The 19,441-nt window shown below is 71.6% G+C and carries 18 protein-coding genes and 2 tRNA genes; 9 read left to right on the top strand and 11 right to left on the bottom strand.

Annotated elements, in window-relative coordinates; all coding sequences use genetic code 11:
* Positions 1 to 4: 4 nt before the first annotated feature.
* From aroA to ACFWUY_RS29210, 3 genes are all read left to right on the top strand, one after another.
* Positions 5 to 1,372: a 3-phosphoshikimate 1-carboxyvinyltransferase gene (gene aroA, locus ACFWUY_RS29220; RefSeq protein ID WP_384116075.1), complete on the top strand. Its 1,368-nt coding sequence runs from the start codon at positions 5 to 7 to the stop codon at positions 1,370 to 1,372.
* Positions 1,373 to 1,375: 3 nt separating this feature from the next.
* Positions 1,376 to 2,389: a ribosome small subunit-dependent GTPase A gene (gene rsgA / locus ACFWUY_RS29215; RefSeq protein ID WP_384116071.1), complete on the top strand. Its 1,014-nt coding sequence runs from the start codon at positions 1,376 to 1,378 to the stop codon at positions 2,387 to 2,389.
* A gap of 92 nt (positions 2,390 to 2,481) precedes the next feature.
* Entirely contained in the window at positions 2,482 to 2,805 is a 324-nt protein-coding gene (locus ACFWUY_RS29210) for a DMT family transporter (protein WP_384116064.1), read from the top strand.
* Here ACFWUY_RS29210 and ACFWUY_RS29205 read toward each other — a convergent pair.
* Entirely contained in the window at positions 2,697 to 3,350 is a 654-nt protein-coding gene (locus ACFWUY_RS29205) for a TetR/AcrR family transcriptional regulator (protein WP_384116151.1), read from the bottom strand. The genes ACFWUY_RS29210 and ACFWUY_RS29205 overlap by 109 nt on opposite strands.
* Positions 3,351 to 3,467: 117 nt before the next feature.
* Between ACFWUY_RS29205 and hisN the strand changes: the two genes are divergently transcribed.
* Positions 3,468 to 4,277, top strand: coding sequence for a histidinol-phosphatase (gene hisN / locus ACFWUY_RS29200; protein WP_384116056.1), 810 nt, complete (start codon positions 3,468 to 3,470; stop codon positions 4,275 to 4,277).
* Between the two features lie 140 nt (positions 4,278 to 4,417).
* On the top strand, positions 4,418 to 4,807 hold the full coding sequence (locus ACFWUY_RS29195; RefSeq protein ID WP_384116052.1) for a cyclic nucleotide-binding/CBS domain-containing protein: 390 nt from the start codon (positions 4,418 to 4,420) through the stop codon (positions 4,805 to 4,807).
* 76 nt (positions 4,808 to 4,883) lie between these two features.
* Here the strand turns inward: ACFWUY_RS29195 and ACFWUY_RS29190 are convergent, their stop codons facing one another.
* Positions 4,884 to 6,353, bottom strand: coding sequence for a catalase (locus tag ACFWUY_RS29190; protein ID WP_384116049.1), 1,470 nt, complete (start codon positions 6,351 to 6,353; stop codon positions 4,884 to 4,886).
* Positions 6,354 to 6,501: 148 nt separating this feature from the next.
* On the opposite strand from ACFWUY_RS29190, the gene ACFWUY_RS29185 reads away from it, so the two are divergent.
* The gene (locus ACFWUY_RS29185) at positions 6,502 to 6,921 is read left to right on the top strand and encodes a Fur family transcriptional regulator (protein ID WP_384116046.1); all 420 of its coding nucleotides are present in this window, start codon (positions 6,502 to 6,504) and stop codon (positions 6,919 to 6,921) included.
* A 171-nt stretch (positions 6,922 to 7,092) separates the two neighbouring features.
* On the opposite strand, the gene ACFWUY_RS29180 is transcribed toward ACFWUY_RS29185, so the two are convergent.
* The 4 genes from ACFWUY_RS29180 to ACFWUY_RS29165 form a co-directional block, all read right to left on the bottom strand.
* Positions 7,093 to 7,166, bottom strand: a tRNA-Met gene (locus ACFWUY_RS29180).
* A 64-nt stretch (positions 7,167 to 7,230) separates the two neighbouring features.
* Entirely contained in the window at positions 7,231 to 9,189 is a 1,959-nt protein-coding gene (locus ACFWUY_RS29175; protein ID WP_384116043.1) for a tetratricopeptide repeat protein, read from the bottom strand.
* Positions 9,190 to 9,392: 203 nt separating this feature from the next.
* Positions 9,393 to 9,466 (bottom strand) — tRNA-Met (locus tag ACFWUY_RS29170).
* Between the two features lie 45 nt (positions 9,467 to 9,511).
* A complete protein-coding gene (locus ACFWUY_RS29165) occupies positions 9,512 to 12,412 on the bottom strand; it encodes a UPF0182 family protein (RefSeq protein ID WP_384116146.1) in 2,901 nt (966 codons plus the stop codon).
* A 135-nt stretch (positions 12,413 to 12,547) separates the two neighbouring features.
* On the opposite strand from ACFWUY_RS29165, the gene ACFWUY_RS29160 reads away from it, so the two are divergent.
* Positions 12,548 to 13,099, top strand: a complete 552-nt coding sequence (locus tag ACFWUY_RS29160; protein ID WP_384116040.1) for a PPA1309 family protein — start codon at positions 12,548 to 12,550, stop codon at positions 13,097 to 13,099.
* Between the two features lie 92 nt (positions 13,100 to 13,191).
* Here the strand turns inward: ACFWUY_RS29160 and ACFWUY_RS29155 are convergent, their stop codons facing one another.
* The 4 genes from ACFWUY_RS29155 to ACFWUY_RS29140 all read right to left on the bottom strand — a co-directional run bounded on the left by ACFWUY_RS29155 (position 13,192) and on the right by ACFWUY_RS29140 (position 16,427).
* The gene (locus tag ACFWUY_RS29155; protein WP_384116037.1) at positions 13,192 to 14,280 is read right to left on the bottom strand and encodes a PDZ domain-containing protein; all 1,089 of its coding nucleotides are present in this window, start codon (positions 14,278 to 14,280) and stop codon (positions 13,192 to 13,194) included.
* Between the two features lie 66 nt (positions 14,281 to 14,346).
* Entirely contained in the window at positions 14,347 to 14,577 is a 231-nt protein-coding gene (locus ACFWUY_RS29150) for a hypothetical protein (RefSeq protein ID WP_384116034.1), read from the bottom strand.
* Positions 14,578 to 14,705: 128 nt separating this feature from the next.
* Complete coding sequence (locus ACFWUY_RS29145; protein WP_384116031.1) at positions 14,706 to 15,167, bottom strand: molybdenum cofactor biosynthesis protein MoaE; 462 nt, start codon at positions 15,165 to 15,167, stop codon at positions 14,706 to 14,708.
* A gap of 150 nt (positions 15,168 to 15,317) precedes the next feature.
* Positions 15,318 to 16,427: an SDR family oxidoreductase gene (locus tag ACFWUY_RS29140; protein WP_384116028.1), complete on the bottom strand. Its 1,110-nt coding sequence runs from the start codon at positions 16,425 to 16,427 to the stop codon at positions 15,318 to 15,320.
* A 190-nt stretch (positions 16,428 to 16,617) separates the two neighbouring features.
* On the opposite strand from ACFWUY_RS29140, the gene ACFWUY_RS29135 reads away from it, so the two are divergent.
* Complete coding sequence (locus ACFWUY_RS29135; RefSeq protein WP_384116025.1) at positions 16,618 to 18,063, top strand: zinc-dependent metalloprotease; 1,446 nt, start codon at positions 16,618 to 16,620, stop codon at positions 18,061 to 18,063.
* Positions 18,060 to 18,581 (top strand): NUDIX hydrolase, encoded by a 522-nt coding sequence (locus ACFWUY_RS29130; RefSeq protein ID WP_384116022.1) that lies wholly within the window; start codon positions 18,060 to 18,062, stop codon positions 18,579 to 18,581. The genes ACFWUY_RS29135 and ACFWUY_RS29130 overlap by 4 nt, the downstream gene beginning before the upstream one ends.
* Before the next feature lie 95 nt (positions 18,582 to 18,676).
* On the opposite strand, the gene ACFWUY_RS29125 is transcribed toward ACFWUY_RS29130, so the two are convergent.
* Complete coding sequence (locus ACFWUY_RS29125) at positions 18,677 to 19,432, bottom strand: AIM24 family protein (protein WP_384116020.1); 756 nt, start codon at positions 19,430 to 19,432, stop codon at positions 18,677 to 18,679.
* Positions 19,433 to 19,441 lie beyond the last annotated feature (9 nt).

Here is a 19,441-nt window from a genome sequence, read left to right as displayed (position 1 = left end):
TTCCATGACCGCAGCTGCTTCCGCGCACACCGACCCGTCCACCGACCTCTGGCCCGCTCCGTACGCCCGCGGCGCCGTCGACGCGACCGTCACCGTGCCCGGCTCGAAGTCGGTCACCAACCGGGCCCTGGTCCTCGCCGCGCTGGCCTCCGAGCCCGGCTGGCTGCGCCGCCCGCTGCGCTCCCGGGACACCCTCCTGATGGCCGAGGCGTTCCGCACCCTCGGCGTGCGGATCGAGGAGACCGTGTCGTCCAGCTCCGCCGCCGGTGGCGCCGACGGTTCCGGCGAGGCCTGGCGGGTCATCCCCTCCCCGCTGCGCGGCCCTGCGGCCGTCGACGTCGGCAACGCGGGTACGGTCATGCGCTTCCTGCCCCCGGTCGCGGCCCTCGCCGACGGCCCGGTGCGCTTCGACGGCGACCCCCGCTCCCACGAGCGCCCGCTGCACGGCGTGATCGACGCGCTGCGCGCGCTCGGCGCCCGCGTCGACGACGACGGCCGGGGCGCGCTCCCCCTGACCGTGCACGGCGCCGGTGGCCTGGACGGCGGCACGGTCGAGATCGACGCCTCCTCGTCCTCCCAGTTCGTCAGCGCCCTGCTGCTGTCCGGCGCCCGTTTCAACCAGGGCATCGAGGTACGGCACGTGGGCACGCGACTTCCCTCGCTGCCGCACATCCGGATGACCGTCGACATGCTGCGCGCGGTCGGCGCCCAGGTCGACGAGCCGGAGCACGGCGGCGCGCCGGACGTGTGGCGGGTGGCGCCCTCCGCGCTGCGCGGCCGGGATCTGGTCGTGGAGCCCGACCTGTCGAACGCGCAGCCGTTCCTGGCGGCCGCCCTGGTGACCGGCGGCCGGGTGACGGTCCCGGACTGGCCCGCGCGGACCACCCAGCCCGGTGACGCGCTGCGGGAGATCTTCACCGAGATGGGTGGTTCCTGCGAGCTGACCGACGCCGGTCTGACCTTCACCGGCACGGGCCGGATCCACGGCATCGACGTGGACCTCGGCGAGGTCGGCGAGCTGACGCCGGGCATCGCGGCGGTCGCGGCCCTCGCGGACTCCCCGTCCACCCTGCGCGGGGTCGCCCATCTGCGGCTGCACGAGACGGACCGGCTCGCGGCGCTCACCAAGGAGATCAACGAGCTCGGCGGCGACGTCACCGAGACCGAGGACGGTCTGCGCATCCGCCCGCGCCCGCTGCACGGCGGCGTCTTCCGTACCTACCACGACCACCGCATGGCGACGGCCGGCGCGATCATCGGCCTCGCGGTCGAGGGCGTGGAGATCGAGGACGTGGCGACGACGGCGAAGACCTTGCCCGACTTCCCGACGATGTGGACCGACATGCTCGGGGCCGGAATGCTCGGGGCCTGAACCATGCGGCGTTACGGCAAGCACACCGACGAGGACGACATCCGCCAGCGGCCCAACCGCAAGGGCACCCGTCCCCGCACGACCATCCGGCCGAAGCACGAGGACGCCGTCGAGGGCATGGTCCTCACCGTCGACCGAGGCCGGCTCACCTGTCTGGTCGACGACCTGGTCATCACGGCGATGAAGGCGCGCGAGCTGGGCCGCAAGGCCGCCGTGGTCGGCGACCGGGTCTCGATCGTCGGCGACCTGTCCGGCGAGAAGGACACGCTGGCCCGGATCGTGCGGATCAGCCCGCGCAGCTCGGTGCTGCGCCGAACGGCCGACGACGACGACCCGTACGAGCGGGTGGTCGTCGCCAATGCCGACCAGCTGGCGATCGTCACCGCGCTCGCCGATCCCGAGCCGCGCCCCCGGCTGATCGACCGCTGCCTGGTCGCCGCGTACGACGGCGGCCTCAGCCCGCTGCTCGTGCTCACCAAGTCGGACCTGGCGTCGCCGGACGCGCTCCTGGAGATGTACGGCGCGCTCGGCGTGCCGTACGTGGTGACCACCCGCGACGAGTTCGTGGACGGGGTGGCGGCCGAGCGGGTCCACGAGCACCTCAAGGGCCGGACCACCGCGTTCGTGGGGCACTCGGGCGTCGGCAAGACGACCCTGGTCAACGCCCTGGTCCCGCCGGACAGGCGGCGGACCACGGGGGTGGTCAACGCGGTCACAGGACGCGGCCGGCACACCACCACCTCGGCGCTCGCGCTGCCGCTCGACGACAAGGAGGGCGGCTGGGTCATCGACACGCCGGGCGTCCGCTCCTTCGGCCTGCACCACGTCGATCCGTCCCGGGTGATCCTCGCCTTCCCCGACCTCGTACCGGGTACGGAGAACTGCCCGCGCGCGTGCAGCCACGACGAGCCGGACTGCGCGCTCGACGCGTGGGTGGCGGAGGGGCACGCCGATCCGGCGCGCCTGGTGTCGCTGCGGCGGCTCCTCGCGACCAGGGAGCGACGCGAGGGCGACTGAGCCGTCCGCGTTTAGGGCCGACCGCTCCAGGTAAGTGCATAATCGCACCAAGTGCGACGAAGCAGTCACCGACGGCGTGGGAGGCACTGACGATGGCGTGGCTGCTGGTGGTGGTCGCAGGCTTCCTGGAGACCGGTTTCGCGGTCTGCCTGAAGCTCTCCCACGGATTCACCCGGCTGTGGCCGACGATCGCCTTCGCCATCTTCGCCATGGGGAGCTTCGGCCTCCTCACCCTCGCGCTGCGGAAGCTCGACGTGGGTCCGGCGTACGCGGTGTGGACGGGGATCGGCGCGGCCGGGACGGCGATCTACGGCATGGTCTTCCTCGGCGACCTGGTCTCCACGCTCAAGATCATCTCCATCACCCTGGTGATCCTCGGGGTCATCGGACTCCAGCTCTCCGGCTCCTCCCACTGACCGCCGCTCCCCCGCCCCTCCCCGGTCGGGAGGGTGGGCGCCACGACATGGCTGAGGGCGAGCCGTACGGCCAGTTCGCAGCCCGCCGCCCACCGCTCGTCCGCGCAGGCCACGGTCGCCGCCACCAGCTCGCCCGGCGCGGGCGGTCCCTCGTCGGCGCGGCGCTGGGCGGGGACGGCCGCCGGGCGGGCGCCGGACCTGGCGGGCCGGGGCGCCGGCAGCCGCCCGTCCCAGGCGCCGGTGAGCAGGGCCCGGAGCACGGGGCGGGCGGCGGCCCTGGTCACGATCCACTCGGCGACGGCGACCAGGTTCCGCTCGGGCGGGGCCGGGGCGGCGAGCAGGCGCCGGACGCCCTGGAGATAGGTGTCGGCCTCCCGCCGTACCAGGGCGCGGGCGAGCCCCTCCTTGCTGCCGAACTCGTTGTAGAGGGTCTGCCGGGAGACCCGGGCGATGGTGGCGAGGTCGGCCATGCGCACGGCGGACCACGGCCTGTGCGCGAGCGCCGCGTGAGCGGCGTCGAGCAGGGCCTCGCGGGCGGGCGCCATCGCCACCTCCGGGAGGGAACGGTTCTCCGCCCCAGCGTCGGCAGCCGCCCACGGCCTGTCAAGGGCGCCCGTGGACGGTTCTCCGCGTGGGGATCGCACGGGGATAGAGTGCCGACCATGGCCGATTACCACGATGATCTGCGTCTCGCCCACATCCTCGCGGATGCCGCCGACGCGGCCACCATGGACCGATTCCAGGCGCTCGACCTCAAGGTCGAGACCAAGCCGGACATGACCCCCGTGAGCGAGGCCGACAAGGCGGCCGAGGAACTGATCCGGGGGCAGCTCCAGCGGGCCAGGCCGCGTGACGCGATCCTGGGCGAGGAGTACGGCGTGGAGGGCTCGGGCCCGCGCCGCTGGGTGATCGACCCGATCGACGGCACGAAGAACTACGTGCGCGGGGTGCCGGTCTGGGCGACCCTGATCGCGCTGATGGAGGCCGGGGACACCGGGTTCCAGCCGGTGGTCGGCGTGGTGTCGGCCCCGGCGCTCGGCCGGCGCTGGTGGGCGGCGAAGGGCCTGGGGGCGTACACCGGGCGCAGTCTGGCCTCGGCGACCCGGATCGGCGTCTCGAAGGTGGCCTCCCTCGAGGACGCCTCCTTCGCGTACTCCTCGCTGAGCGGCTGGGAGGAGCAGGGCCGCCTCGACGGTTTCCTGGACCTCACGCGCGCGTGCTGGCGGACCCGGGCGTACGGCGACTTCTGGCCGTACATGATGGTCGCCGAAGGGTCCGTGGACATCTGCGCGGAGCCCGAGCTGTCGCTGTGGGACATGGCGGCGGTGGCGGTCGTGGTGCAGGAGGCCGGGGGTACCTACACGGGCCTCGACGGCCGGCACGGCCCGCACAGCGGGAACGCGGCCGCGTCGAACGGGCTGCTCCACGGTGAGCTGCTGAGTTACCTCAACCAGGAGAACGCGGAGGGCTGAGCGCCGCCGTCACTCCCCGGGGGGCGCCTCGCGCGCCCCCTTGTCAGACCTCCGCACCGGTGCCACCCTCAGAATCCCCCCACTTGTGAACTTGTGAATCGTTTCCCATGGGGTGGTACACCAAGGAGGTGGCTCCGTCCATGCTCGTCCGTGACGCCATGAGCACACTGGTCCTCACCATCGGCCCCGCCCACACCCTCCGGCAGGCGGCCCGGCTGATGTCGGCGCGCCGCGTCGGCGCCGCCGTCGTCCTCGACACCGACGCCGGCGGGCTCGGCATCCTCACCGAGCGCGACATCCTCAACTCCCTCGCCCTGGACCAGGACCCCGACCGCGAGACCGCGGGTTCCCACACCACCCGCGACGTCGTGTTCGCCGCCCCCACCTGGACCCTGGCGGAGGCGGCCGAGGCCATGACCCACGGCGGCTTCCGCCACCTCGTCGTCCTCGACGACCGGGGGCCCGTCGGCATCGTCTCCGTACGCGACATCATCCGCTGCTGGATCCCCGCGCACAGCGTCGCCGGCTGAACCACCCGCCGGGAAACGCGGAAGCGGGCCGGATCCCGTACGGAAATCCGGCCCGCTTCCTCTACGACAAGCGCCCTCAGCCGCGCAGGGCCTGGACCGCGGCCTCGAGCCGCTTGCCGAAGTCACCGTCCGCCTGGCGGAAGTTGTTGATCGCGCGCTCGGCGATGTCGTCGCGCGAGACCTTGGCGATGAAGCCCGACAGGTTCTCGATCAGACGGCCCTTCTCGTCCTCCGACATCAGGCGGTAGAGGTTGCCCGCCTGCACGAAGTCGTTGTCCTCGGAGTGCACCGGGGCCGCGTGGTCGCCGGTCACACCCGTCACCGGGACCGGCTGCCACAGCGGGCGGTCGATCTGGTGCGGGCCGCCGAAGGAGTTCGGCTCGTAGTTCTTCGTGCCCTTGTGGCGGCCGTCGTAGAGGAAGCCGTCACGGGAGTTGGTGCGCGCCTCGGTGGCGTGCGGACGGTTCACCGGCAGGTGGTCGGCGTTGATGCCGACGCGGTAGCGGTGGGCGTCGCCGTAGGCGAAGAGCCGGCCCTGGAGCATCTTGTCCGGGGACGGACCGATGCCGGGCACGAAGTGCGCCGGGCTGAAGATGGACTGCTCGACCTCGGCGAAGATGTTCTCCGGGTTGCGGTTGAGCTCCAGCTTGCCGATCTCGATCGGCGGGTAGTCCTCGTGCGGCCACACCTTGGTGAGGTCGAACGGGTTGAAGCGGTAGTTCGCCGCGTCGGCCGCGGGCATGATCTGGACCTGCACGGTCCAGGTCGGGAAGTCGCCGCGCTCGATGGCCTCGCGCAGGTCGCGCTGGTGCGAGTCGGGGTCCACGCCCGAGAGGCGGACGGCCTCCTCGGTGGTGAGGTTCTTGATGCCCTGGTCGGTCTTGAAGTGGTACTTGACCCAGAAGACCTCGCCGGCCTCGTTGTTCCACTGGAACGTGTGCGAGCCGTAGCCGTTCATGTGGCGGTACGAGGCGGGGATGCCGCGGTCGCCGAAGAGCCAGGTCACCTGGTGGGTCGACTCGGGGGAGAGTCCCCAGAAGTCCCAGACGTTGTCCGCCTCCTGCGAGCCCGTGTACGGGTCGCGCTTCTGGGTGTGGATGAAGTCGGGGAACTTGATGGCGTCCTTGATGAAGAACACCGGGGTGTTGTTGCCGACGAGGTCGTAGTTGCCCTCTTCGGTGTAGAACTTCAGCGCCCAGCCGCGGGGGTCGCGCACCGCGTCGGCCGCGCCGAGGTTGCCCGCGACGGTGGAGAAGCGCAGGAAGGTCTCGGTCTCCTTGCCGACCTCGGAGAGGAACGCGGCACGCGTCCACTGCGAGACGTCACGGGTGAGCGTGAAGGTGCCGTAGGCGCCCGCGCCGCGCGCGTGGACCACTCGCTCCGGGATGCGCTCACGGTTGAAGTGGGCGAGCTTCTCCAGGAGGAGCTGGTCCTGTACGAGGACCGGACCGCCGACGCCCGCCGTCTCGCTGTTCTGGTTGTCGGCGACCGGCGCGCCGGCCTCCGTGGTGAGCGGTCCCTGCGTCACGTGCGCCTCCTGCGTCATACCTGCGAGTCCTGTCCTTCGGCCGTGCCCGGCGGGGCCCTTGGCCGATGCCGGTTCAGATCCTACGATAGACATTGTCTAAGTCAAGTGAACTTCCAAAGTCACACCCGTTCGGGATCAAGGTCCCGCGACTGTTAGGCTGGCCCTCATGAGTGACCTGTTGGAACGACTGCGCGGACGCGGCTGGCGGATGACCGCGCAGCGCCGCGTCGTGGCCGAGGTCCTCGACGGGGATCACGTACACCTGACCGCCGACGAGGTCCACGCGCGCGCCGTGACGCGACTGCCCGAGATCTCCCGCGCGACCGTCTACAACACACTGGGCGAGATGGTCACCCTCGGCGAGGTGATGGAGGTCGCGACCGACGGACGCGCCAAGCGGTACGACCCCAACGCCCACCGGCCGCACCAGCACCTCGTCTGCGGGCGCTGCGGCGCGATCCGTGACGTCCACCCGGGCGGCGACCCGCTGGCGGACCTGCCGGACACCGAGCGCTTCGGCTTCACGATCTCCAACGTGGAGGTCACGTACCGGGGCGTCTGCCCGAGCTGCGCGACGACCGCCTGAGCGACATCCGAAGAAGCCCCCGCCGATGCGGGGGCTTCTTCGCGTCGCCGGGCCGCCGGGTCGTTGCGTCACCGGGTCGTTGCGCCGTTGCGTCAGGGAAGGTTTCGTCCTGGGACACGACGAAGGCCCGGATCCGATCGGAATCGGATCCGGGCCTTCGTTGCTACTGAGTAGCGGGGACAGGATTTGAACCTGCGACCTCTGGGTTATGAGCCCAGCGAGCTACCGAGCTGCTCCACCCCGCGTCGGTGAACCAGACTCTACGGGACCCCCGTCACCAGCGCAAATCCGTTAACGCGGCGAGCGGCGCTACGCCGTCAGCTCCTGGTGCAGCGCCTCGCTCAGCCGGGCCGCCCGCTCGGCGACCTCCGCGGGACCCAGCTCCACCGCGCGGGCGCACCAGCGGCGCCCCTCGGTGAGCTCCCCCCGGCGCGCCGCGAGCAGCGCGAGCCGGAGGGCGGCTCGGCCGTGGCCGGCCCGGGCGGCCCGGGTCCACCAGAGGGCGGCCTCCCGCTCGCTGCCCTCGCGGGCGAGGAGCAGCCCCAGGTTGAAGGCGCCGTTGCGGCTGCCCGCCTCCGCCGCCTCGCGGTACCAGCGGTCGGCCTCGGCCAGGTCGCCGCGCCCCGCGGCGAGCATGCCGACCCGCACCTGGGCGCGCCGGTGCCCCTGCTGCGCGGCCCGCTCGTACCACTCCTCGCACTCGGTCTTCTCCTCCCGGGACGCGCCGAGGACGGCGGGGCCGGGGTCGGGGCGACGCGCGTCGAGTACCGAGGCGAGCCGGAAGGCGGCCTCGGCGCTGCCTCCGCCGGCCGCGCACCGCAGGTGCCGCTCGGCGGTCCGCTCGTCGCCGTCGCGGAGGGTCGCGATGCCCACCTGGAGGGCCGCCTCGGTGTGCCCGGCGGCGGCGGCCCGCTCGTACCAGACGAGGGCCGTACGGTCGTCGTCACGGCCCGCGTGGAGGATGCCCAGGTTGAAGGCGGCGTCCACGCTGCCCGCCTCGGCGGCCTTGGAGAACCAGGGCTCCGCGCCGTTGGCGTCGCCGGCCTGGAGGAGCAGCACGGCGAGCGCGTTGGCGGCCTCGCGGTGGCCCGCGTAGGCGGCGCGCCGGTACCACTGCTCGGCCTGCGGGATGCGGTCCTGCGCGGCGCAGAGCAGCCCGAGGTTGTACGCGCCGTTCACGTCGCCCGCGTCCATGGCGGCCCGGTACCAGCGCTCGGCGGTCTGCTGCTCGCCCCTGGCCGCGTGCAGCGCTCCCAGCGCGTTGGCGGCGTTGCCGTCGCCGTCCTGGGCGGCCCGCAGCCACCACACGGCGGCGCTCTCCTCGTCGCCCGCGTCGCGGAGCAGGAAGCCGAGCGCGCAGGCGGCCTTGGCCTCGCCCTCCTTGGCGGAGCTGAGGTACCAGCGGCCGGCCTCCTTGAGCTCGCCCCGGTGCTCCAGGATCGCGCCGAGGTGCAGCGCGGCCCGCCGGTGGCCGCGCGCGGCGGCCTGCCGGAACCACTGCTCGGCCTCGGTCGGCTCTCCCCCGGGGCCGCCGGCGGTCCGTCCGGGAGCGGCGGCGCCCGTGCCGGTGGGCACGACGGCGCCCGTGCCGGGCGCCCTGAGCCGGGTGCCGGTGTCGTGCGGGCCGCGGGTCGTCTCGGTGGCGCGGCGCTCCAGGAGGAGGGCGAGCCGGTACGCGGCCTCGCGGTGGCCCTGCTCGGCGGCCTGGCGCAGCCAGCGCTCGGCGCCGACGTCGCTGCGGTGCTCCAGGAGGTCGGCGAGGGCGTACGCGCCGAGGGCGTGGCCCTGCTCGGCGGCCTGGCGCAGCCAGTACTCGGCGGCCGGCTCGTCGCCGCGCTCGCGGTGGTGGCGGCCGAGGGCGTGGGCGGCGGGCGCGGAGCCGGCGACGGCGGCGACCCGCCACCAGCCGGCGGCCTCTTCGGCGTACCCCCGCTGGTGCAGCAGGACGCCGAGGTTGTTGGCCGCGGCCCGGTCTCCTTCGGCGGTGGCACCGCGCAGATAGGGCTCGGCGCCGTCGAGGTCGCCGCGGCGCAGCAGCAGCGCGCCGAGGGCGCTCATCGAGGCGAGGTCTCCGTGCTCGGCCGCACGCCGGTGGCGGGCCTCGACCTCGGTCTCGTTCTCGGTGTCGGGATCGGTCTCGGCGGTGGTGTCGACGGCCGCATCGACGGCCCCTACTGCCTCGATGATCTCGTCCGCGGCGTTCCTGGCGTGCCGCTGCACAAACCGCCCTGTCTCCAACAGAGTTGCCCTGTCCCCCATAAATACCATCGTCGCACCACCCGCAACCCGAGCACACCTGGTATACCGCAGCCAGTGAGGTCACTCAGCGTTTTGTCGACATGCCCACAGAGAGACAAGTCAAACACGACTCACGCCAACTCGCCCCCTCCCTACCGCTCTTCGGGCCCCGGCGCACGCCGACACACGACGAGGGCCCGGATCCTTATGGATCCGGGCCCTCGTCCTCTGAGTAGCGGGGACAGGATTTGAACCTGCGACCTCTGGGTTATGAGCCCAGCGAGCTACCGAGCTGCTCCACCCCGCGTCGGTGAACCAACAGTATCACGGGCGCGGGGTGGAAAACCTCAGGTCAGCCGCTTGATCCGGTCGCCTTCAGCTTCGCTCCGGCCTCCGCGGCCTTCTGGAGGGCAGCCTGGAGAGCGTCCTGTGCCTTGCCGTACGCGGTCCAGTCACCCTTCTGCAGGGCCGCCTCGCCCTCGTCGTACGCCTTCTGCGCGTCGGCGATCGCCTGCTTGAGCGCGGCGTCGTTCGACACCGGCGGCGGGGTGGTGCCCGGCGGGTCCGTGGGCGAGGTGGGCGGCGGCGTGGTGGGCGCCTCCACCCCGAAGACCGCGTTGAGCGCCAGGGTGAGGTTGTCCTCGAACACCGTGGTGTCCTTGGTCGTGTCACCGTCCGGCTGGTCCGCGTCCACGTACGACACCGCGACCTTCTTCAGGAGCGGGTAGAGCGCGTTGCGTCCCTGGGCGTACACCGGCTCCACGTACAGGAAGCCGCCGTCGAGCGGGACGGTCAGCAGGTTGCCGTACTGGATGTCGGAGTCGGCGCCCTTCATGTCCCGGACGAAGGTGGCCACCGCGGGCAGACCGTTGAGCTTGCTCTGCACCTGGGCCGGTCCCGGGACGTCCTCGGTGACCCGCAGCAGCCTCAGCCGGCCGTACTCCTTGCTGGTGGCGTCGGCGTCGACCGCCATGAAGCCGCCCAGGTTGGGCCGCCCGTTCGGCGTGAACGTCGTCGTCAGCGAGAAGCGCTGCGTCGTGTCCCCGGGCATCTTCATGCTCAGGTAGTACGGCGGGACCGCGTTGCCGTCCTTGTTGGTCGGGTCGTCCGGCACCTGCCAGGCGTCCGAGCCGCTGTAGAACTGCGCGGGGTCGGTGACGTGGTAGCGGGTCAGCAGCTCGCGCTGGACCTTGAACATGTCCTGCGGGTACCGCAGGTGCTGCATCAGGTCGGACTTGATCTCGGACTTCGCCTTGACCGTGTCGGGGAAGGCCTTCATCCAGGTCTTCAGGACCGGGTCCTGGGTGTCCCACTCGTAGAGGGTCACCGTGCCGTCGTAGGCGTCGACGGTGGCCTTCACCGAGTTCCGGATGTAGTTGACCTGGTTCTGCTGGGCCACGACCGCGCGCTGCTGGTTGCCGACGGTCAGCGAGTCGGCCGTGGTGTCGCCGAGCGTGGTGCGCGAGGCGTACGGGTAGCCGTTGGTCGTCGTGTAGGCGTCGATGATCCACTGGATCCGGCCCTCGACGACCGCCGGGTAGGCGTCGCCGTCGATGGTCAGCCAGGGCGCGACCGCCTCGACGCGCTCCTTCGGGGTGCGGTTGTAGAGGATCCGCGAGCCCTCGCCGATGGCCCCCGAGTAGAGGATCTGCGGCTCGCTGAAGGCCACCGCGTACGCGGCGCGGTTGAAGGTGTTGGAGAGGCTGACGCCGCTCTTCTCCTTGTAGCTGGTGGTCTTCTCGCCGTTCTCCTCGTAGTCCAGCTCCTTCTGCGGGCCGCCCACGATCGAGTACTGGTCGGTCTTCTCGCCGTAGTAGATCCGCTGCTGGTACGGGCCGAGCGTCCCCGTGGTCGGCAGGCCGGCCTCGGTGAAGACCGGGGAGCCGTTGGCGTCGGTCTGCGTGCCCGAGGCCATGATCGCCCCGAAGCCGTGGGTGTACGTGAAGTGGTCGTTGATCCAGTTGCGCTTCGGGATGCCCTTGATGTTGAGCTCACGCAGACCGACGACGGTGTCCTTGCCCTGGTAGCGGTCCACGTCCAGGGTCGTCGGGAACTGGTAGTACTTCCGCTTCTGCTCCAGCTGCTGGAACGTCGGCGACACGATGTTCGGGTCGAGGACGCGGTAGCTGGCCGCCGAGTCGGCGTTCGAGCGCAGCTGGTCCTTGGCCTTCACCGTCGACTTGCCCGAGTAGTTCTCGGGCTTCGTCCCGTCGATCGCGTACGCCTTGCGGGTCGCGTCGATGTTCTTCTGGATGTACGGCGCTTCCTTGGCCTGCTCGTTCGGCTGGACCTGGAACTTCTGCACGATGGCCGGGTACAGGCCGCCGATCAGGATCGCGGAGAGCACCATCAGGCCGAAGCCGATCACCGGCAGCTGCCAGGTGCGGCGCCAGAGCGTCGCGAAGAACAGCACGGCACAGATGGCGGCGATGCAGAACAGGATGGTCTTCGCCGGCAGGTACGCGTTGGCGTCGACGTACCGCAGGCCCGTCCAGTTGCCGGTGGCCTTGAAGTCGCTGGACTTCACGGCCAGGCCGTACCGGTCGAGCCAGTACGCCACGGCCTTCAGCGACACGAAGACGCCGAGCAGCACCGACAGGTGCCCGGTGGCGGCGGCGGTGGCCCGCGTGCCCGGGCTGGTGATCCGCAGCCCGCCGTACAGGTAGTGCGTGAGCGCGGCGGCGATCAGCGACAGGACGGCGGCGGCGAAGCCGAAGGCGAGGAGGAAGCGGTACCAGGGCAGGTCGAAGGCGTAGAACGCCACGTCGAGCCCGAACTGCGGGTCCTTCTGGCCGAACTTCACACCGTTGACCCACATCAGCCAGGTGCGCCACTGGCCGGAGGCGGAGGCACCGGCGATCAGCGCCACCAGGGCGGTGACCGCGAGCAGCACCCACTTCTTGAACGGGGCCAGGCCCATCCGGTACCGGTCGAGGCTCTGCTGTTCGAGCGACATCGCGCTGAGCGGCGGCCGCAGCCGGTACGCCAGCCAGATGTTCAGGCCGACGGCGAGGCCCATCAGCAGACCGAAGACGGCGAAGAGGCCGATCTTGGTCCACAGGGTAGTGGTGAAAACGGACGAGTACTGGACCGAGCGGTACCAGAGCCAGTCCGTCCAGAACCCGGCGAACATCACGAACGCCATGGCCAGAACGGCCAGTACCCCGAGAGTCATGAGCAAGGTGCGGGCCCGCCGGGACGGCCGGCCGACTCTCGTCCTCGGCCCGGACGGGCTACCGCCGCGGTCCGGCATCTGGAAAGCCAACGTGCGCCCCTCGATGTTGATGCGTCTGAAAGCAGGCCCCGCGATCGTAGAGCCCACTGGTGCAACTTACTGAGGCTTTACCTAGTTCCCGTGTTCAGGGGAAGAGGAGGCAGGATATTGGTCATGTCCAACGTTTCCCCTTCCGGCCCGGCGATGGCCGCGAGCCCCCTCACCCGCGCGGTGCTCGAGATCGACGAGTACGCGGCGGGCCTCGGCTGGGACCAGCCGGCCCGCCTCTTCGCCCTGGTCGACACCGCACGCCTGCGCGCCAAGGAACCCGCGCTCGCCTCCCAGCTGGGCCTGGGTGACGACGCCACCGCCTACACCCCGATCGAGCAGGAAAAACTGCCGCGCGGAAAGCCCCTCGACGAGTTCCTCGGCACGATCGCCTGGCCGGCGGGCGTGGCCGGCTGCGCCATGACGGTGGAGCGGCTCATGCTGCCGCCGTCGGCGGAGGCCCAGGTCCCGCAGGGCCTGAGCGAGAAGCAGCTCGCCAAGTGGGTGGCCGCCCACCCGGACCGCCAGGAGGTGCGGATGACCGTGGCGGTGCTGCGCGGCGGCGCGCGCGAGGCGGCGATCCGGCTGCGCGAGAAGGACACGGCGACCGAGGTCCTGACCGGTCCGGACCTGGTGCCGGGCCTGGCCGAGGCGCTGTCGGCGACGTTCGAGTCCTGACCCGTCCCGTACGAGAAACACGAGGAAGGGGCGCCCGGTCATGTCGACCGGGCGCCCCTTCGGCGTATCGGCGCGCCCGCCGGTTCCGTCCGTCAGCTCTTCGAGCAGCTCGGCAGGGACTTCGTGTCGCCCGCGCGGAGCTTCTCCAGGGACTTCGTGGCGTCGTCGATGGTGTCCACCTTGACGAGGGTGAGCCCCTCGGGGATGTCGGACGCGGCGGTCCCGCAGTTGTCGGCCGGGGTGAGGAAGTACTCCGCGCCGGCGTTCCGCGCACCGACCAGCTTCATCTCGATGCCGCCGATCGGTCCCACCTTGCCCGCGTCGTCGATGGTGCCGGTACCGGCGACGAACCGGCCGCCCGTGAGGCTCTCCGGGGTGAGCTTGTCGATGATGCCGAGGGCGAACATCAGCCCGGCGCTGGGGCCGCCGACGTCGGCCAGGTTGATGTCGATCGTGAACGGGAAGACGTGGTCGGTGCCCGCCTGGATGCCGACGACGGCCCGGTCGCCCTCCTCCGACGTGGTGGTCGTGATGACCACCTTCCGGGTGACGGTCGGCTCCTTGCGCGCCTTCTCGGCCGCGGCCGCCTCCTTGGCGGGGACGATCGTGAACTCGACGTCCTGGCCCGGCTTCCGCTTGACCACCTGCTTCGCGACATCGGCCTGCGCGGCGATCGGCACGCCGTCGACGGCCTTGATCACGTCACCGGCGTGCAGCTTGCCCTCGGAGGGCGAGCCCTTGATCACGCTGCCGACGACGACCCGGGAGACCACCGGGATCCCCAGCTCCCCGAGGGCGGCCACCTTGGCGCTCTCCTGGGACTGGCTGAACTCCTCGGCGTTCTCCTGGCTCGACTGCTCCTCGGTCTTGCCGTCCGGGTAGAGCGTGTCGTGCGGCACCACCACGTTGTCGTGGGCCAGCCAGCCGTAGACGGCCTCCACGGCGTTCATCTTGTAGTCCGCGCTGGTGACCCGGACCGTCGTCATGTTCAGGTGGCCGTCGGTCGGGTAGGTCTTGCGCCCCGCGATGTGGAGCACGGGCTCTCCCCTGGCCTCGCCGAGGGTGTTGACCGTGGGGCCCGGGCTCATCTCCGCGTACGGCACCGGGATCAGGACGCCCGCGATGAGCAGACAGATCAGGACCAGGGTGGAGGCGAGCATCGTCGCGGTGCGGCGTGGCATGGAACGACAGTACGGGACTCGTCCGGGGGTGCACCCCTGGGGCGGTCCGTACGGGGCGGGCCGGAGTCAGCTCGACGGCGAGGTGGTGACGCCACCGGCCGCGGCGGCCGGTTCGAGGTCCGTGCGAGCGGACTGGGAGGTCATGGTGTGGGCGCGTTCCATCGCGTCCCGGAAGCGTGCGTAGCCGGCGAGTTCGGCCACGTCGCCTATGGTCTTGTTCCTCGAAGCCCAGCTTCCCCATATCGCCGCGCCGACGACTGCGAAAAGCGGAATCAGCAACCAGGCCAGCGCTGCCATCCCGGCCTCCCATCCCCAGTGAGTTGATCAGCAGACTGTGTCATCTGTGAGGTCAACGCTCGCGCGTGGGGGCCGGTTACGCAAATCGGGCGTTCGGCTACGCCCTGTCGGCGCGCCTTCTTGCCCTCCTAGCAAGCACCGACCCACTCTTCGGTGCCGTCCGAGAAGGTCTGGTGCTTCCAGATCGGGACCTCGTGCTTGAGGTCGTCGATGAGCTTGCGGCAGGCCTCGAAGGCCTCTCCGCGGTGCGGGCAGGAGACCGCGACGACGACCGCCAGGTCGCCCACACGGAGGTCGCCCACGCGGTGTACGGCGGCCAGCGCGCGGACCGGGTAGTCGGCGACGACCTTCTCCGCCACGCGCCGCAGCTCCGCCTCCGCGGTGGGGTGGCAGGAGTAGCCCAGGGCGTCGACGTCCGCGCCGCCGTCGTGGTTGCGCACGGTGCCCACGAAGAGCGTCGTGCCGCCGGAGGCGTCGTCCCCGACCGCCCGGAAGACCTCGTCGACGGAGAGCGGGGTCTCCCGGATCGCGAGGAGCTTGATCGGGTCGGCTGCTGCCTGCTCGCCGGGGTGGTCAAACGTCGGTGCCATGGCCCCATCGTGCCGCACGCGCGCGGGATCCCGGAATAGCGGTTTCGACCGGCGGTCGGCGGCCGCCGTAGGAGGGTCCTACAGATCGCCGCCCACCGGCCCCGCGGGCCGACCCGCGCCGGTCGCATCCCGCGTCGCTTCCGCGGCCGGTCAGATCCCGCGTCGCTTCCGCATCTGCCGGACGAGCGCCGCCGTGCCGAGCAGTGCCACCGTCGCACCCGCCGCGCCGGCCGCCGTGGCGTCCTTGCGGCCCAGGCGGCGGCCGGCGACCGTGTGACGGCCTTCGACCTCTTCCAGGAGCGCGCCGAGGACCTCCTCGTTCGTCCACTTCGGCCGCCAGCCGGCGTCGTGCAGCCGTCCGACGCTCACCACCCAGGGGTGCATCGTGTACGCGAGGTCGCCCGCCGGGGACGGGGTGAGGCCGATGCGGTGGAGGCGGGCGGCCGCGCCGAGGGCGACGGCGGAGGGCAGCTCCATGCGCCGGATGCCGGAGAGCTCCTCGACCTCCTCCTGCTCCAGCCAGCCCTCGCAACCGACGGCGAACTCCCCGTCGACCTTCTCGAGAGCCGCGTACTCCAGGGCACTGACCAGGTCCTCGACGTGGCAGAACTGCCAGGTGGGCCGGGACCCGGCGACGACGAGCAGCCGGGGCGACTCGAAGTAGCGGGTCAGCGCCGTGTCCGTACCGCCGACGAGGACGGCCGGGCGGACGACGGTGACGTTGAGGCCGGGGTGCGCGCGGGGCGCCCGGCGGCCGAGGCGCTCGATCTCCAGCATGTCGCCCACGCCGGTGGCCTCCGCGGTGGCCCTGAGCTCGGCGTCCTCGGAGAGCGGGATGTCGTTCTCGGGCAGGGCGCCGTAGACCATCGCGGAGGTGCACAGCACCACCCGGTGGACGCCGGCCGCCGCCGCGGCGGTCAGCACGGTCTGCGTACCGCGCACGTTGTAGGCCGTCCGGGCGGCGGGGTCGGTCTCCAGGTCGAGATCGACGGCGAGGTGCACGACGACGTCCGCGCCGCGCAGCTTCTCGGCGATGGCCGGGTCGCGGACGTCGAGGATGTGCCACTGCGCCTCGGCGACCTCGCCCCGGCGCTCGTCGATGGCGACGACCTTCTTGACCTCGTCGGAGGCGGCGAGGCGCCTGGTCAGCAGGTCACCGACACCGGACGCGGCACCGGTGACCGCGACGACGGGGCCGCGCGCGGCGGACCGGGTTGAGTGGTTTCGCGCTCCGCGAACCTGAGGATCTGGGGAACTCACCGGGCGTCTCCAGCGGTTGTCTTCAGTACGTACGCGCGTGACGCGTACGGACCAGGTGGCGTCCATCCTGCCGCAGGGCACGGCCCGGCGGAGCACCGAGCCCATTTCCGGCCCGGATGTCTACGCTGGTGGTGTGCAAGGGGCAGTCGCCGTCGGCAGGAGCCGGCGGCCCTACGAGCCGAGGAAACCTGTGAGTGACACCCCATTCGGATTCGGCCTTCCGCCGGAGGAGCCGGAGAACGGCGACGAGGGCAAGAAGAAGGACCCCGCCGGAGGTGGGCAGGGGTCCGGTGGCCAGGGCGGCAACCCGTTCGGGGCGAACCCGTTCGGCTTCGGCGGACTGCCCGGCATGGGCGGCATGGGCGGCCCGGGCGGCGCGGACAACCCGTTCGCGGCGATGTTCGGCTCGCTGAACCCCAACGACCTGGGTGCGGCCTTCCAGCAGCTCGGCCAGATGCTGAGCTACGAGGGCGGTCCCGTGAACTGGGACATGGCCAAGCAGATCGCGCGCCAGGTGGTGGCCCAGGGCACCGCCGACGGCACCAAGGACGCCAGTGTCGGCCCGGCCGAGAAGTCCGCGGTCGAGGAGGCCGTACGCCTCGCCGACCTGTGGCTCGACCAGGTCACCTCGCTGCCCTCCGGGGCGAACACGGCGGTGGCGTGGAGCCGCGCGGAGTGGGTCGAGGCGACGCTGCCCGCGTGGCAGCAGCTGGTGGATCCGGTGGCGGAGCGCGTCGGCGCTGCGATGGGCGACGTCCTGCCGGAGGAGATGCAGGCCATGGCCGGCCCGCTGATCGGCATGATGCGCTCCATGGGCGGTGCCATGTTCGGCCAGCAGATCGGGCAGGCCGTCGGCGCGCTCGCCGGTGAGGTCGTCGGGTCGACCGATGTCGGGCTGCCGCTCGGTCCCGCCAACCGCGCCGCGCTGCTGCCGCTGAACATCGAGGCCTTCGGCAAGGACCTGGGCGTGCCCTCCGACGAGGTGCGGCTCTACCTGGCCCTGCGCGAGGCCGCCCACCAGCGTCTCTTCGCGCACGTGCCGTGGCTGCGGGCGCACCTGTTCGGCGCGGTCGAGGGGTACGCGCGCGGGATCAAGGTCGACACCTCGAAGCTGGAGGAGGCGGTGGGCCAGCTCGACCCGACGCAGCCGGAGCAGCTTCAGGAGGCGCTCCAGCAGGGCATGTTCCAGCCGGAGGACACCCCGCAGCAGAAGGCGGCCCTGGCCCGTCTGGAGACGGCGCTCGCCCTGGTCGAGGGCTGGGTGGACGCGGTGGTCCACGAGGCCGCCAAGTCGCGGCTGACCTCGGCGGACGCGCTGCGCGAGACGCTGCGCAGGCGCCGGGCCTCGGGCGGTCCCGCCGAGCAGACCTTCGCGACCCTGATCGGTCTCGAACTGCGTCCGCGGCGGCTGCGGGACGCGGCGCGCCTGTGGGCCTCGCTGACCGACGCGCGCGGGGTGGACGGCCGGGACGGTCTGTGGGAGCACCCGGACATGCTGCCGACGGCGACCGACCTGGACGACCCCGACGGCTTCGTGCACCGCGAGCACCTCGACTTCTCCGAGCTGGACAAGATGCTCGGCGAGGCGGCGAAGGGCGACGCCCCGGAGGACGGGGACGGGGACGGCAAGGAGTGAGCCTGTACGACGACGCGGTCCTCGTGCTGAAGGAGTACGAGGACCAGCCGGAGCTGCGTGACCTGTATCTGGAGCACCTGGCGGCGCACCCGAACGGCGTGTACAAGCCGTGCGGGGCGGGCCACCTCACCGGCAGCGCGCTGGTCGTCGACCCCTCGCGGGGTCAGGTGCTGCTGACCCTGCACAGGAAGCTGGGCATGTGGCTGCAGATGGGCGGTCACTGCGAGCCCGGGGATCCGACCATGGCGTCGGCGGCGCTGCGCGAGGCGACGGAGGAGTCGGGGATCGCGGGTCTGACGCTGCTGCCGGGCGGTCCGGTGCGGCTCGACCGGCATCCGATCCCGGCGCCCTGCCACTGGCATCTGGACGTGCAGTACGCGGCGCTCGCCCCGGCGGGGGCCGCCGCGGAGATCAGCGAGGAGTCGCTGGACCTGCGCTGGTTCGCGTACGACGAGGTGGCCGGTGTGGCGGACACCTCGGTGGTACGGCTCCTGGAGAGCACGCTGGCCCGTCTGTAGCGGGACACGGCGTCCATGACGGGACACGGGGAAGGGGCGGTCGCCGGGCGACCGCCCCTCACCTGTGTCCGGTGCTCAGTACCTGTGTCCGGTGCTCAGTTCCAGGCGTTGTTCTGGTTCTGGGCGTGGGAGCCGTGCTGGCCCGCGCCGAACTGGGCGGCGATGCCCTGCCCGATCGCCGCGTTCTGCGGGGGCATGACCTCGCTGGGCTGGACGAGGGCGAAGCCCTGGCCGAGGAAGCTGAGCTCCCAGCCCTCGCCGGTGCTGCCCCGGCGGGTGCGGACGCTGGAGTTGTGCGTCTGCGCCTGCATCTGGACGCGCAGCGAGGTGGACCAGGCGACGATCGCGTCCGCGTCGACGTTGACGTACTTGTCGGGCGTGACGTGCATCATCAGCGGCTGCCCCGAGGTCATCAGGGCGACCTTGCCACGGCCGGAGATGTTGAGCTGGTACTTGCCGGAGCCGGAGATGCCGTACTGGCTGTCGACGGCGATGACCTCGGTGTTGAGGGTCGAGTCGAGCGCCAGGACATAGGCGCTGTCGACGGTCAGGCCCTCCTGCTCGACCTCCACGACGTGGACGTACTGGGCGAGGTTGGCGAAGTAGACCGTGCCCTGGCCGGAGCAGCGCATCAGGTCGAGGCCCTCACCGGTGCGGGCCTGGGCCCGCCGCTGGCTCGGGGTCTTGTACTCGCCGTCGAAGTCGACGAGCCCCTGGTACGCGACCATGGCCCCCTTGCGGGCGAGGACGTCGTCCTGTCCGGTGAGGCTGACCCGCAGGAGCTGCGGGTTCTGGATGACGTACCGCTCCTGGCTCTGCTGCTCTGCGTGGTTGAAAAGCGGGCTCTGCATGGTGTGTTC

Origin of the sequence: Streptomyces sp. NPDC058664 (assembly GCF_042716635.1) — a bacterium.
In the GTDB taxonomy this organism is placed as follows: domain Bacteria; phylum Actinomycetota; class Actinomycetes; order Streptomycetales; family Streptomycetaceae; genus Streptomyces.
Note: the sequence above shows the minus strand (reverse complement) of the source record. Positions and strands in the feature narration are given on the sequence as shown.

What these genes read in the sequence shown, in the direction of transcription:
- aroA (WP_384116075.1), top strand. Translation starts at nt 5, where the DNA reads ATGACCGCAGCTGCTTCCGCGCACACCGACCCGTCCACCGACCTCTGG.
- rsgA (WP_384116071.1), top strand. Translation starts at nt 1,376, where the DNA reads ATGCGGCGTTACGGCAAGCACACCGACGAGGACGACATCCGCCAGCGG.
- ACFWUY_RS29210 (WP_384116064.1), top strand. Translation starts at nt 2,482, where the DNA reads ATGGCGTGGCTGCTGGTGGTGGTCGCAGGCTTCCTGGAGACCGGTTTC.
- ACFWUY_RS29205 (WP_384116151.1), bottom strand. Translation starts at nt 3,350, where the DNA reads ATGGCGCCCGCCCGCGAGGCCCTGCTCGACGCCGCTCACGCGGCGCTC.
- hisN (WP_384116056.1), top strand. Translation starts at nt 3,468, where the DNA reads ATGGCCGATTACCACGATGATCTGCGTCTCGCCCACATCCTCGCGGAT.
- ACFWUY_RS29195 (WP_384116052.1), top strand. Translation starts at nt 4,418, where the DNA reads ATGCTCGTCCGTGACGCCATGAGCACACTGGTCCTCACCATCGGCCCC.
- ACFWUY_RS29190 (WP_384116049.1), bottom strand. Translation starts at nt 6,353, where the DNA reads ATGACGCAGGAGGCGCACGTGACGCAGGGACCGCTCACCACGGAGGCC.
- ACFWUY_RS29185 (WP_384116046.1), top strand. Translation starts at nt 6,502, where the DNA reads ATGAGTGACCTGTTGGAACGACTGCGCGGACGCGGCTGGCGGATGACC.
- ACFWUY_RS29175 (WP_384116043.1), bottom strand. Translation starts at nt 9,189, where the DNA reads ATGGTATTTATGGGGGACAGGGCAACTCTGTTGGAGACAGGGCGGTTT.
- ACFWUY_RS29165 (WP_384116146.1), bottom strand. Translation starts at nt 12,412, where the DNA reads ATGCCGGACCGCGGCGGTAGCCCGTCCGGGCCGAGGACGAGAGTCGGC.
- ACFWUY_RS29160 (WP_384116040.1), top strand. Translation starts at nt 12,548, where the DNA reads ATGTCCAACGTTTCCCCTTCCGGCCCGGCGATGGCCGCGAGCCCCCTC.
- ACFWUY_RS29155 (WP_384116037.1), bottom strand. Translation starts at nt 14,280, where the DNA reads ATGCCACGCCGCACCGCGACGATGCTCGCCTCCACCCTGGTCCTGATC.
- ACFWUY_RS29150 (WP_384116034.1), bottom strand. Translation starts at nt 14,577, where the DNA reads ATGGCAGCGCTGGCCTGGTTGCTGATTCCGCTTTTCGCAGTCGTCGGC.
- ACFWUY_RS29145 (WP_384116031.1), bottom strand. Translation starts at nt 15,167, where the DNA reads ATGGCACCGACGTTTGACCACCCCGGCGAGCAGGCAGCAGCCGACCCG.
- ACFWUY_RS29125 (WP_384116020.1), bottom strand. Translation starts at nt 19,432, where the DNA reads ATGCAGAGCCCGCTTTTCAACCACGCAGAGCAGCAGAGCCAGGAGCGG.